Genomic DNA, 12,778 nt, shown 5'->3' with positions numbered 1-12,778 from the left:
TACAAATGTACACCCATGAACCGCGTCGACCTGCCTCCCCAACGTGCCGCCGTCCTGGCCTACCTGCGCCGGGAACTGGCGGCCGGGCGCGCGCCCAGCCTGGCGGACATCGCCGAGGCCTTCGGCTTCGCCTCGCGCAATGCCGCGCAGAAGCACGTGCAGGCGCTGGTGGCCGACGGCCTGCTGGAACAGGCGCCCGGACAGAAGCGCGGCCTGCGCCTGCCCGGCGGCATGGCCGACCTGCTGCCGTTGCCCGTGCTGGGGCGCGTCGCCGCCGGCCAGCCGATCGGGGCCGACATCGGCCTGGACGAGCAGCTGTGGCTGGACCGCCGGCTGTTCTCGCCGCAGCCGGATTACCTGCTGAAGGTGCAGGGCGATTCGATGATCGACGACGGCATCGTCGACGGCGACTTGGTCGGCGTGCACCGCACGCCGGACGCGCGCGACGGGCAGACCGTGGTGGCGCGCATCGATGGCGAACTGACCATCAAGCGCCTGCAGCGGGAGCGTCGTCGCATCCGCCTGCTGCCGCGCAATCCCGCGCATGCGCCCATCGACGTGCAGCCCGGACAGGACTTCGCCATCGAAGGCGTCTACTGCGGCCTGGTGCGACGCGGCTGACATGGGCGCCGTCGTCGCCCTCGACACGCTGCTGGCCGCGCGCACGTTGTGGCATGCCGGACGCAGCGCCGCCATCGCCGCCGACGGCGAAGCCACCGGCCACGACGCGCTCGATGCGCTGCTGCCGCAGGGCGGCTGGCCACGACGCGCGCTGACCGAACTGCTGCTGCCCGCCGACGGCGTGGGCGAACTGGCGCTGCTGCTGCCCACGCTGGCGCGGATGACGCAGGCCGGCAGCACGGTGGCGGTGATCGCGCCGCCATATGTGCCGTATGCGCCGGCGTGGCAGGCCGCCGGCGTGGACCTGTCGCTGCTGGCAATCGTCGACGCCGCGCCACGCGATGCATTGTGGGCATTCGAGCAATGCCTGCGCAGCGGCGCCTGCTCTGCCGTGCTCGGTTGGCCGGTGCAGGCCGACGGCCCCGCACTGCGCCGCCTGCAGGTGGCCGCCGACAGCGGCGAATGCCTGGGCTTCGCACTGCGCGATCGTCGCCACGCCGCCAATCCGTCGGCTGCCGCGTTGCGGCTGGAAGCGGTGTCCGATGCGCAGGGGCGCACGCATTGGCAGGTACGCAAATGCCGGGGTGGTCCGGCGCCTGCGCAGCCGTTCGCGCTGGTCGCGCATTGAGGCCCGCCTGTGCTTTGGGCCTGTGTACTGCTGCCGCAGCTGGCGCTGGACGCCGTCCTCCGGCGATTGCCTGATCCCGAGGCGCCGCTGGCGCTGGTCGGTGGCGCCGCGCAATTGCGCACCCTGCATGCGGTGAATGCCTCGGCCGCGCAGGCGGGCCTGCGGGCCGGCATGCGCCTGACCGCGGCGCATGCGCTGCTGCCGGATTTCGCGATGGTAGAACACGATCCGCAGGCTGAGGCGCGCATGCAACGCTTTCTCGCCTCGTGGGCGTACCGGCACAGCTCGCTGGTCAGCGCGCAATGGCCGGGTTGTCTGGTGCTGGAGGTGCGCGCCAGTTTCCGCCTGCTCGGACCGTGGCCGCGCATCGAGGCGCGGCTGCGCGAGGAACTGGCGCACCTCGGTTTCCAGCACCGCATCGCGCTGGCGCCGACGCCGCGCGCGGCGCACGTGTTCGCCGGCCTGCGCGACGGCCTGGCGGAGATGCAGGCCGAAGCGATGGCCGAGATGCTGGATCGCGTACCGGTGCGGCGCGCGCGCCTGCCGGAGGACAACGGCGAGCGCCTGCACCGCATGGGCATCCGCGACCTGCGCACGCTGCGCGGTCTGCCACGCGACAGCCTGCGCCGCCGCTTCGGCCTGCCGGTGCTGGAGCACCTGGACCGGCTGTACGGGCAGGCCGACGATCCGCTGGCGTACTACGCACCGCCGGACCATTTCGATGCGCGGGTCGAACTCGGCTACGAAGTCGAAACCCATACCGCGCTGCTGTTCCCGCTGCGCCGGCTGATCGGTGACCTGTGCACCTACCTGTCCATCCGCGACGGTGGCGTGCAGCGCTTCGTGCTGCGGCTGGAGCACGAGACAGGGCATGCCGATGTCGACGTCGGCCTGCTCGCCGCCGAGCGCGAACCGGCGATGCTGTTCGAGCTGACCCGCAACCGGCTGGAGCGCGTGCAGATCGCGCATCCGGTGGTGGGCGTGCGGCTGCTGGCGCGCGAGCTGCCGCCGTTCGTGCCGGCCGCGCGCGACCTGTTCGATACGCGTCCGCAGCAGCAGCTGCCGTGGCCGCAACTGCGCGAACGGCTGCGTGCGCGCCTCGGCGACGACGCCGTGCATCGCGTGGCGCCGGCTGGCGATCCGCGACCGGAGCGCGCCTGGCGCCGCGTGCAGGGCGACGGTGTGCGCATCGAACAGGCGCCGGTCCGTCCGCCACGCCCTGCCTGGCTGCTGCCACAGCCGGTGCCGCTGCGCGATCCGCATCCGCGCATCGTGTCCGGCCCGGAGCGGCTGGAGAGCGGGTGGTGGGATGGCGACGACGCCCGCCGCGACTACTACGTGCTGGAAACCTCGCAGGGCCAGCGCGCCTGGGCGTTCGCGCCACCGGGCGAGCAGGGCGGCTGGATGCTGCACGGGTGGTTCGCGTGAGCTGGGACGATGCCGTGGATGGTGTCGACCGCGACACACCCGGCGGTCGCCCGCCGCGCGCGTGGGAGGTCGCGCAACGCCTGCGACTGTCGATGGCGGCGAACGACGACGGACCACGCGAGGACGCGTGGCCGGCCTATGCGGAACTGCATTGCCTGTCGGACTTCTCGTTCCTGCGCGGCGCGGCCAGCGCGGAGGAACTGTTCGAGCGCGCGCGCGATCTCGGCTATGCCGCACTGGCGATCACCGACGAATGTTCGCTGGCCGGCATCGTGCGTGGCTGGGAAGCGGCGCGCGCGACGGAGGTGACGCTCATCGTCGGCAGCGAGTTCCTCCTGGCCTGCGGACTGAAATGCGTGCTGCTGGTGGAAACCGCCGCCGGCTACACGCGGCTGTGCGAACTGATCACCACCGCGCGGCGTGCGGTCGACAAGAAGGGCTACCGGCTCACCCGGCAGGACGTGGAGCGCATCGTGTCGGATGTCGATCCGCGGGTCTGCGGCCTGTTCGCGCTGTGGCTGCCGCCGCAGCGCATCGACGAGGGAGAAGGACGCTGGTTGCAGTCGGTCTTCGGCGAACGTGCCCATCTGGCGGTGGAACTGCACCGCGAGCAGGACGATGCGGCACGGCTTGCGGCTCTGCTGGACGCGGCTGCACGCCTGCGGATGACGGCGGTGGCGGCCGGCGACGTGCACATGGACGTGCGCCGCCGCCGTGCGTTGCAGGACACGATGACCGCGATCCGCCACGTCACGCCACTGGCCGACTGCGGGGCGCACCTGTTCCGCAACGGCGAACGCCACCTGCGCACGCGGCGGGCGCTGGGCAACATCTATCCGCGCGATCTGCTGGAGGCGGCAGTACGACTGGCGCACCGCTGCACGTTCGACCTCAAGCGGGATATCCATTATCGATATCCGGTCGAACTGGTTCCCGAAGGGCATACGCCGACCACCTGGCTGCGCGCACTGACGGAGCGCGGCATGCGCGAGCGCTGGCCGGAAGGGACGCCGCCGCAGGTGGTCGTGCAGATCGACGGTGAGCTGGCGCTGATCGAAAAGCTGAAGTACGAAGCGTTCTTCCTGACCGTGGAGGACATCGTCCGCTTCGCCAGGGGACGCAACATCCTGTGCCAGGGGCGCGGCTCGTCGGCGAATTCGGCCGTCTGCTTCGCGCTGGGCATCACCGTGGTCAACCCTGCGGAAAGCCGCCTGCTGATGGCGCGCTTCCTGTCCGAGGAACGCAGCGAGCCGCCCGACATCGACGTGGACTTCGAGCACGAACGCCGCGAGGAAGTGCTGCAGTACGTCTACGGCAAGTACGGTCGCCACCGCGCCGCGCTGGCCGCCACCGTCATCCGCTATCGCGGCAAGAGCGCCGTGCGCGACGTTGCCAAAGCCTTTGGCCTGCCGCCGGATCAGATCGCGCTGCTGGCCGAGTGCTACGGCTGGGGCAATGGCGAAGCGCCCATGGAGCAGCGCCTGCGCGAGGCCGGCTTCGATCCGGACAATCCATTGATCCGGCGCGTGTTGGCGGTGACCGACCAGCTGCGCGACCACCCGCGCCACCTGTCGCAGCACGTGGGCGGTTTCGTGATCGGCGATGCGCCGCTGTCGACGGTAGTGCCGGTGGAAAACGCCTCGATGGACGACCGCACCATCATCCAGTGGGACAAGGACGACCTGGAGACGATGGAACTGCTGAAGGTCGATTGCCTTGCGCTGGGCATGCTGACCTGCATCCGCAAGGCCGTGGATCTCGTCGAGCGGCACAGGGGATTCAAACTGGATCTCGCCAGATTGCCCAACGACGACACGAAGACCTTCGAGATGATCCAGGCCGCCGACACCGTCGGCGTCTTCCAGATCGAATCGCGGGCGCAGATGAGCATGCTGCCGCGCCTGAAGCCGAAGGAGTACTACGATCTGGTCGTCGAGGTGGCGATCGTGCGCCCTGGCCCGATCCAGGGCGGCATGGTCCATCCCTACTTGCGCAGGCGGCAAGGCAAGGAAGAGGTGACCTATCCGTCGGAAGAAATCCGCTCGGTGCTGGAACCAACCCTGGGCGTGCCTTTGTTCCAGGAGCAGGTGATGGAGCTCCTGATGAAAGCCGCTGATTATACGGACAGTGAAGCGGACGGCTTGCGTCGGTCGATGGCGGCCTGGGGCCGTGGCGGCGACATGGAGCCCCACCGTATCCGTGTCCGGGAACGCATGGCGGCGAAGCACTACTCGCAGGAGTTCATCGACCAGATCTTCGATCAGATCAAGGGCTTCGGTTCCTACGGCTTTCCGCAGAGCCATGCCGCCTCGTTCGCCAAGCTGGTCTACATCAGCTGCTGGCTGAAACGCCACGAGCCGGCGGCGTTCGCCTGCGCGCTGCTCAACGCGCAGCCGATGGGCTTCTACTCGCCCAGCCAGATCGTGCAGGACGCGCGGCGCGGCAAGGGCGGGCGCGTGGGTATCGAGGTGCTGCCGGTGGACGTGCTCCACAGCGACTGGGACAACACGCTGGAAGGCGGGCATGCACGGCGAGGCGTCGACGACGGTGGACAGGCCGCCTTGCGGCTCGGCTTCAGGCAGGTCGCGGGCCTGTCGGAAGCGGTCGGCAACGCCATCATGGCCGCGCGTACGCAACGGGCCTTCGCCGACGTGCGCGACCTGTGCCTGCGCGCGCGCCTGGACGAGAAGGCGCGCAACGCGCTGGCGGAAGCGGGTGCGCTGCAGTCGCTGGCCGGCCATCGCCACGCGGCTCGGTGGGCGGTCGCCGGCATCGAACGGCAACGCCCGCTGCTGCCCGGCAGTCCCGACGAGGACGCGATCCTCCTGCCGGCGCCGATGGCGGGCGAGGACGTCACCGCGGATTACCGCATGACCGGGCTGACCCTGGGCGAACACCCGTTGTCGTTGCTGCGCGAACGCCTGCGCCGGCAACGCGTGATCGACTCGCGCCAGTTGCGCGGCCTGCCGCACGGGCGCGGCGCGTTCGCCGCCGGCATCGTCACCCAGCGGCAACGGCCGGCGACGGCGAAGGGCACGATCTTCGTCACGCTCGAAGACGAGCACGGCATGGTCAACGTGGTGGTGTGGTCGCACGTGGCGCTGCGCGACCGCAAGGCCTTGCTCGGCGCGCGGTTGATGGCCGTTCGGGGACGCTGGGAACAGGTGGACGGGGTGGAGCACCTGATCGCGCGCCGGCTGGAGGATTTCAGCCACCTGCTGGGCGAGATCCAGCCCGGTTCCCGCGACTTCCACTGAGACGATGATGCGCGCACTCGCCCCCCTGACCGACGACCTGTTCGCGCCCGCGATGGTGCAGCTGGTGGACGATGCCGAAGGCGGCGTCCGCTACTGGCCGGAGGTGATCGATCCGCTGACGGCACGCGCCTGGTTCGACAGGCTGCGGGCGAGCGCGGCGTGGACGCACCTGCAGCGGCCGATGTACGACCGCATTGTCGACGTACCGCGACTGCTGGCGAACTACGCCGTGGACGCCTTGCCGGACGACCTGCCGCTGGCCGATCTGCTCGCCTGCGTGCAGGCGAAGGCGCCGGCCCCGTACTCGCGCATCGGCATGAACCTCTATCGCGACGGCCACGACAGCGTCGCCATGCACGGCGACAAGCTGCATACCGTGGCGGCCCACCATCCGATCACGCTGGTCTCGCTGGGCGCGCCGCGGCGCATGCTGATCCGTGCGCGCGAAGGCAAGCGCGAGACCGTCGCGGTCGACCTCGCGCCGGGCAGCGTGCTGTCGATGAGCCATGCCTCGCAGAGCACGCATGAGCATGGCATTCCCAAGACGCGGCACGCGCAAGGGCCGCGTATCAGTGTGGTGTTCCGGGTGAGGCCGGTGCCTTCCTCTTCAAGTCATCCATTGTAGGAGCGACATCAGTCGCGACCGGAGATGTTTGCAGTCCGGAGCTTCTCTGGAACACTGCACGATGACGCGCCATGGCCGATCAGGCGTACGGTCGCGACTGACGTCGCTCCTACAGGAAGAAAAAAACGCCGCGAGATCGCGGCGTGGAGGGCAAGGACTGCTTGAAAGGGGTAGGGCTGTCGTCAGCCCATCAGCTTGAACAGCGACAGCTGCTGCATCTGCATGAAGACGGTCTGCGCGGCCTGGAGCGCGGTGTTTTCCATCTGGTAGCGGCCGATGGCTTCGGCCCAGTCGAGGTCGCGCAGGGTGGACAGCGTGTCCTTCAGCGTGACGTTGTTGGCTTCGCGCAGCGAGGCGGCGGTCTCGATGGCGGACAGCTGCGCGCCACCGCTGGCGCGCGCGTCGATCATCCTGCCCTGCGCGGTACCGATGTCGCGCATGGCGCCCTGCAGGCTGTTCTGCATGGCGGCGCGCTGCGCATCGGTCGTAGGACTGGCATCGAGCGTATCGATCAGCCCCTGCACGGTGGCGAAGATGTCGCGGCTCCCGGACGGGCCCAGCGTGAAGCTGTCGCCGTTGGCGGGCTGGCCCTCTATCCTCATCTGCACGCCGGCGAAGGCGATGCTTTCGCCCTTGGCATAGGTGCCCGACGCGACCGTCGCGCCGCCGGCGTCCAGCACCTGGTAGGTATCGCCGGCGCCGAACGACAGCGTATAGGTGCCGCCGTCCCACGCCGTGGAATCGGTGACGCTGAAGCCCATCAGCAGGCCCGTGCCGGTATTGCCGCCGGCGGCGGCGCCGTCGATGCGGCCGTCGCCGGTGCGCAGGCGCAGGAACACCTCGCTGCCGGGCAGGGTGTCGGCGACGAACATGTCCGGCGCCACTTCCACCTGCCGCTGCGTCTGGTCGCCGCTGTAGATCACGCTGCCGCCGGCGATGGCGAACGGCGCGCTGCCGTCGCTGGTGCCGCCGAACAGGTAGCGTCCGGCGCCGTCGGTGCTGTTGGCCAGGTCCAGCAGGCCGGCGTAGATCGCCTTCAGCTCGGTGCTGATCGCCTGCCGGCTGTCGTCGCCCATCGCCGCATTGTTGGCCTGGATGACGAGTTCGTTGACGCGCGCCATCGCGTCGCCGACGCGGGTCAGTGCGTTCTCCTGCAGGCCCAGGCGGTTCTCCACCGCGTTGGCGTTCAGTCCGAAGCGCTCCAGTTCGGCGACCGCGCGGTCCAGGCCGACGGCGGTGCCGGCGGCGACGGGATCGTCCTTCGCGGTCACCAGCCGCTGCCCGCTGGCGAGCTGTTGCTGGGTGTGCGCCAGCTTCGCCTGCTTGGCCAGCATCGTCGTGATCGACTGCTGGTACATCATGCCGGTGGAGATGCGGTAGTTCATCGGCGGGTCGCGGCCAGGAGGGATTGGAAGAGCGTGTCGGCGGTGGCGATGATCTGCGAGGCGGCCTGGTAGGCCTGCTGCAGGCGCATCAGGTCGGCGGCTTCCTCGTCCAGGTTCACGCCGGAGATCGCATCGCGCGAGGCCTGCGCCTGATCGTGGATGACCTGCTGCGCCTGCGCCGAATAGTCGGCCTGGCGCGCGGCGGAACCGACCTGCGTGGTCAGGCCGCCGATGGCGCCGTTGAGCGTCAGCGTGCCGCCGTTAAGCACGCGCGCGTCGTCGAGGTTCGACAGCAGCTTGGCGTTGCCGTTGTCGCTGGAATTCGCGCCAGTCGGGCCCATGCGGAAGCTGTCGCCGGCCGCAGGCGCGCCGTCCAGCACCACGCTCCAGCCGTTGTAGGCCACCGTCTGGCCCGGCGTGTAGGGGAACGGACCGGTGCCGTTGATCGTGTACTGGGTGGCGTCGATGAACTCGATGTCCACCGGCGCCAGCAGGCTGGCATTGGCCGCGTCGGTGACCTTCAGTCCGCTGACCTTGCCGCTGCCGGTGTTGGCCAGGTCGGTGTTCGCCTTGACCGGGGTCGCCGCGGCGATGCGACCGGGGTCGGTGATCGCGACGCTGAGGTTGCCGGCCGCGCCCGCGGTGGGCTGCAGCAGGAAGCGGTCGTTGGTGGCCGGCGTGCCAGAGGCGAGCGTCACTTCGATGCCATTGACGATCAGCGGGTCGCCGACGGTGCCAGTGCCGGTCATCGGGATGCTGGCGCCGGTATCGGGATGCGTCGCCACCCAGGCGGCGCCATCGAAGCGCAACAGCACGTTCTGCGAGTTCAGTGCACCGACGCCGCCGACCGACGTCTGCAGCACGGCGTTGCCGGTATTGCCGGCATTGGACGAGATGCGCGGGGCGGGCAGGGAGAAGAAATCCGCGCCCATCTGGCCGTACTGGTCCATGCCGGCGCGATGGCCGGCGTTGAATGTCTGCGCCAGCGAGGTGGCGACGCGGCCGAGTTCGGCGGCGGCCGGATCCAGCACCGTGGTGCGGAATTCGACCAGGCCGCCGATCTGGCCGCCGAGGGCGCGCTTGTCCAGCGTGGTGCGCTGGCCGTTGGTCTCCAGCGCCACCTGCAGGCGCTCCGGCCGGTACGGATCAGGCACGGTGACCAGCGTGCTGGCGGTGGCGCCGACCACCAGCGGCTGGCCGCCGGCGCTGAAGACATTGACCAGCCCGCCGTCCTGCACGACGGCATTGCCGCCGGTGTAGGCGACGAGCTCGGTGATCAGCTGGTCGCGGCGGTCCAGAAGATCGCCGGACGGGCTGGTGTTGCCGCCGATGCGGCCGTTGAGCTGGGCGATCTCTTTCGTCAGCCGGTTCACTTCGCCGGTGGCGGCGGTCAGACCCGCGTTGACCTCGGTGTCGAGGCCGTCGAGATGCTGGTCGATCTGGCGGAATCGGGTGACCAGCGCATTGGCCTGCGCGAGCACGCTTTCACGGTCGGCCGAGCCGGCCGCGTTCGACGACAGCGCGTTGACCGAGTCGAAGAAGCTCGACCACGGCGCACTGATGCCGGTGGCCTTCTCGGAGAACACCTGGTCCAGGCGCGAGGACAGCGTGGACAGCTGCTGCAGGCGCGAGAGTTCGCCGCCGCTGTCGAGCAGGCGCGAGGTGGCCAGCGAATCGGCCATCCGGCGCACGTCGACGATCTGCACGCCGTTGCCCTGGTAGCCGTAGCCGAAATAGGTGCCGTCGCGCGATTCGAACTCCACGCGCTGGCGCGAGTAGCCCGGCGTGTTGATGTTGGCGACGTTGTGGCCGACGGTGGACAGGGCGCGCTGGAAGGCGATCAGGGCGCTGCTGCCGGTGGCGAGTAGGTTCGACATGCGTATTCCCCAGGTCAGCGCCGCAGCGCGTTGCCGATGGCGTTGCCCACGACGTTGCCGACCTTGCCGCCGACGGTGTCGCCGATCGCCGACAGCACCTTGCCCAGCGTGGGCCCGTTGGCGATCGAGGCGATCTTGTTGGCGTAGGTCGGGTCGGTGGCGTAACCGGCGCGCTGCAGGCCGCGCGCGAAGCCGGCGATGTCCTTGCCGGCCGAAAGCGCCTGCTGGTAACGCGGGTTGTTCTTCAGCAGCCGCACGTAGTCGGCGAAGCTTTCGGCGGGCGATGCGTACGCGCGGAAGTCCGCGGTCTCGGTATGCTTCACGCCGTTGCTGTATTCGTGCGTGGCGGTGCGGGCGCGTTCGCCCTTCCAGCCGGTCGCCTTGATGCCGAACAGGTTGTGCGCGCTGCCGCCGTCGCCGGTCTTGATCTGGCGCTTGCCCCAGCCCGTCTCCAGCGCGGCCTGTGCGACCAGGGCGCGCGGGTCGACGCCCAGTTCCTTCGCTGCCTGCTTGGCGTGATCCCAGATCTCGGCGACGAAGCGCTCGGGCGTGTTGCGTGCGTACTTGGACGGATCGGCCGACGCGACCTGTTCGACCTCGTCGCACGCCGCGGCGTCAGGACGCACGGTGATCGTGTCCAGCGTGATCGTGCCGGGCATCGACGCGGTGTCGCGCGTGCCGATGCCGCGGCCGGCGATGGCGTCGAGCATGGAATCGGCTTCGCCGCCGGGTAGCAGGCGCTTGTAGGCCGACAGCGCGGTGCTCGCGGGCACGGCAGGCGTATTCGCATCGGTGGCGCCCAGCTGGCGCGCGATCATCGGCGCCAGGCCCAGGCCGCGGCCCTGCGACATGGCGGTGGCCAGCTGCTGGTCGTACATGTCGCGGAAGACCTGGTTCTCGCCCGGGAACAGCGAGTCGCCGAAGCCGGCTTCGCGCATGCACTTGATCATCATCTGCGCGAACTGGCCTTCCAGCTTCTTCGCGACGTCGTGGATGCGCGCGTTGTCCGGCGTGCCGCCGGCATCGGCCAGCGGCAGGGAAGGATTCAGCGTTCCGATGGGCATGCTGGCCATGTCAGATCACCTCGAGCTCCGCGCGCAAGGCGCCGGCCTGCTTCAGGGCTTCCAGGATCGCGATCAGGTCGCCGGGGGCGGCGCCGACTTCGTTGACGGCGCGGACGATCTCGTCCAGCGAGGTGCCGCCTTCGAACTTGAACATGCGGTTGCCTTCCTGGCTGACCGACACGCTGGACTGCGGCGTCACCACGGTCTGGCCGCCGCGCGAGAACTCGTTCGGCTGGCTGACGTTGGCCGACTCGGTGATGGTCACCGTCAGCGAGCCGTGGGTCACAGCGGCCGGCATCACCTGCACCTGCGCACCGATGACGACGGTACCGGTGCGCGCATTGACGATGACCTTGGCCGGCGCGCTGCCCGGCGTCAGTTCCAGGTTCTCGACCTGGGCGAGGAAGTTGATGCGGCGGGAGATATCGGCGGGCGCGCGCACGGCGACGGTCACCGCGTCCAGCGCGTACGCATTGCCGGCGCCGAAGTTCTGCTCCAGCGCCGCGACCATGCGCGACACCGTGGTGAAGTCGGCCCGGTGCAGGTTCAGCGTGATGGTGCCTTCGCCGCTGTCCAATGCATTGGGGATCGCGCGCTCGACGGTGGCGCCGTTCGGGATGCGGCCGACGCTGGGTACGTTGACCGACACGCGCGAACCGTCCTTGCCTTGCGCGCCGAAGCCGCCGACCACCAGGTTGCCTTGCGCGATGGCGTAGACCTCGCCATCGGCACCGCGCAGCGGCGCCATCAGCAGGCTGCCGCCGCGCAGCGAGGTGGCGTTGCCGATCGAGGACACGGTGATGTCGATCGGCTGGCCAGGCTTGGCGAAGGCGGGCAGGTCGGCGTGGATCGCCACTGCGGCCACGTTCTTCAGCTGCGGATTGACGTTGGGGGGAATGTTGACGCCCAGCTCGCCCAGCATGTTCTTCAGGCTCTGCACGGTGAAGGGCGCCTGGCTGGTGCGGTCGCCGCTGCCGTCCAGGCCCACGACCAGGCCGTAGCCGACCAGCGGATTGCTGCGCACGCCGCCGACCTGCGCGAGGTCCTTGATGCGCTCGGCGCGTGCGGCCGGCGCCAGGCAGATCAGCACCAGGCCGATCCAGGCCAGCAGGCCGAGCAGCGTGTAGGTGTCGATGCGGCGCGGCTTCTTGGTCGTCGTCGGCGCGGCGTGGCGGGAGTCGTTGGTGTCCATCACGGCGCTCAGTTCGGGAAGATCGGCGAGTTGAAGAAGCGGCCCAGCCAGCCCATCGAGTTGGACTGTGCGATCGCACCGCGGCCGCCGTAGGCGATGCGCGCATCGGCGACCTTGCCGGAGGAAATGGTGTTGTCCGGGTTGATGTCGGCCGGGCGCACGATGCCCTGGATCTGCACCAGCTCATCGCCCTGGTTCAGGCGCATGTTCTTCTGGCCCTGCACGACCAGATTGCCGTTCGGCAGGCGCTGGATCACGGTGACCGTCACGCTGCCCTGCAGCTTGTTGCTCTGCGCGCTGTTCCCGGCGCCGCTGAAGCCGCGGTCGCCGTTGACCGAGGCGCTGAGGATGTCGCGGCCATTGAGCGTGACCGGCGCGCCGGCGATGTTCGGCGCCGCCATGCTGATTTCGCTGCTCTTGTCCACCGACGTCGTCGCCGAGGTCTGCGCGGTGGTGTTCTCCACCAGGTTGATGGTCAGCAGGTCACCCACATCGCGCGCGCGACGGTCGGCGTAGAGGTTCAGGCCGGGGCCGGCGCGGTAGATGGAACCGGCGGTGGCCGGCGCCTGCGCGGCGACCACCGGCTGGATCGGCTGCATCGGTGCGTAGGGGCGCACGTCGCCGACGTAGCGCGCGCAGCCGGGCAGCAGCATCAATGCGCAGGCGAGGGTAGTGGCGGACGTGGAGCGCTTCATGGCGTG

General features: G+C 69.7%; 10 protein-coding genes. 5 read left to right on the top strand and 5 right to left on the bottom strand.

The features are described from left to right. Positions 1–15: 15 nt before the first annotated feature. Genes lexA through AC04MD_RS15740 form a run of 5 tightly spaced genes read left to right on the top strand, consistent with a single transcriptional unit; the run spans position 16 to position 6,559 of the window. Complete coding sequence (gene lexA / locus AC04MD_RS15760) at positions 16–621, top strand: transcriptional repressor LexA (RefSeq protein ID WP_475498232.1); 606 nt, start codon at positions 16–18, stop codon at positions 619–621. 1 nt (position 622) lies between these two features. Then, positions 623–1,249, top strand: coding sequence for a translesion DNA synthesis-associated protein ImuA (gene imuA, locus AC04MD_RS15755; protein ID WP_475498231.1), 627 nt, complete (start codon positions 623–625; stop codon positions 1,247–1,249). Between the two features lie 9 nt (positions 1,250–1,258). Continuing rightward, positions 1,259–2,677, top strand: a complete 1,419-nt coding sequence (locus AC04MD_RS15750; protein WP_475498230.1) for a Y-family DNA polymerase — start codon at positions 1,259–1,261, stop codon at positions 2,675–2,677. Beyond that, complete coding sequence (locus AC04MD_RS15745) at positions 2,674–5,934, top strand: error-prone DNA polymerase (RefSeq protein WP_475498229.1); 3,261 nt, start codon at positions 2,674–2,676, stop codon at positions 5,932–5,934. The genes AC04MD_RS15750 and AC04MD_RS15745 overlap by 4 nt, the downstream gene beginning before the upstream one ends. 7 nt (positions 5,935–5,941) lie before the next feature. Further along, on the top strand, positions 5,942–6,559 hold the full coding sequence (locus AC04MD_RS15740; RefSeq protein WP_475498228.1) for an alpha-ketoglutarate-dependent dioxygenase AlkB: 618 nt from the start codon (positions 5,942–5,944) through the stop codon (positions 6,557–6,559). A gap of 182 nt (positions 6,560–6,741) precedes the next feature. On the opposite strand, the gene flgL is transcribed toward AC04MD_RS15740, so the two are convergent. From flgL to flgH, 5 genes are read right to left on the bottom strand one after another with little or no spacing between them, the layout of a single operon-like run. Next, on the bottom strand, positions 6,742–7,944 hold the full coding sequence (flgL, locus tag AC04MD_RS15735; protein ID WP_475498227.1) for a flagellar hook-associated protein FlgL: 1,203 nt from the start codon (positions 7,942–7,944) through the stop codon (positions 6,742–6,744). Next, complete coding sequence (gene flgK, locus AC04MD_RS15730) at positions 7,941–9,821, bottom strand: flagellar hook-associated protein FlgK (protein WP_475498226.1); 1,881 nt, start codon at positions 9,819–9,821, stop codon at positions 7,941–7,943. Before flgK ends, flgL begins: the two co-directional genes overlap by 4 nt. 14 nt (positions 9,822–9,835) lie before the next feature. Next, positions 9,836–10,885: a flagellar assembly peptidoglycan hydrolase FlgJ gene (flgJ, locus tag AC04MD_RS15725; protein ID WP_475498544.1), complete on the bottom strand. Its 1,050-nt coding sequence runs from the start codon at positions 10,883–10,885 to the stop codon at positions 9,836–9,838. Positions 10,886–10,895: 10 nt separating this feature from the next. Continuing rightward, positions 10,896–12,077, bottom strand: a complete 1,182-nt coding sequence (locus AC04MD_RS15720; RefSeq protein WP_475498225.1) for a flagellar basal body P-ring protein FlgI — start codon at positions 12,075–12,077, stop codon at positions 10,896–10,898. Positions 12,078–12,085: 8 nt separating this feature from the next. Next, positions 12,086–12,772 carry a flagellar basal body L-ring protein FlgH gene (gene flgH / locus AC04MD_RS15715; protein WP_475498224.1) on the bottom strand — a complete coding sequence of 229 codons (687 nt, stop codon included), beginning with the start codon at positions 12,770–12,772 and terminating at the stop codon, positions 12,086–12,088. Positions 12,773–12,778 lie beyond the last annotated feature (6 nt).

This window comes from Pseudoxanthomonas sp. LjRoot206 (genome assembly GCF_056175725.1).
Note: the sequence above shows the minus strand (reverse complement) of the source record. Positions and strands in the feature narration are given on the sequence as shown.

Excerpts from the sequence above, each read along its gene's own strand:
- lexA (WP_475498232.1), top strand. The coding sequence starts at position 16 with ATGAACCGCGTCGACCTGCCTCCCCAACGTGCCGCCGTCCTGGCCTAC.
- imuA (WP_475498231.1), top strand. The coding sequence starts at position 623 with ATGGGCGCCGTCGTCGCCCTCGACACGCTGCTGGCCGCGCGCACGTTG.
- AC04MD_RS15740 (WP_475498228.1), top strand. The coding sequence starts at position 5,942 with ATGCGCGCACTCGCCCCCCTGACCGACGACCTGTTCGCGCCCGCGATG.
- flgL (WP_475498227.1), bottom strand. The coding sequence starts at position 7,944 with ATGAACTACCGCATCTCCACCGGCATGATGTACCAGCAGTCGATCACG.
- flgK (WP_475498226.1), bottom strand. The coding sequence starts at position 9,821 with ATGTCGAACCTACTCGCCACCGGCAGCAGCGCCCTGATCGCCTTCCAG.
- flgJ (WP_475498544.1), bottom strand. The coding sequence starts at position 10,885 with ATGCCCATCGGAACGCTGAATCCTTCCCTGCCGCTGGCCGATGCCGGC.
- AC04MD_RS15720 (WP_475498225.1), bottom strand. The coding sequence starts at position 12,077 with ATGGACACCAACGACTCCCGCCACGCCGCGCCGACGACGACCAAGAAG.
- flgH (WP_475498224.1), bottom strand. The coding sequence starts at position 12,772 with ATGAAGCGCTCCACGTCCGCCACTACCCTCGCCTGCGCATTGATGCTG.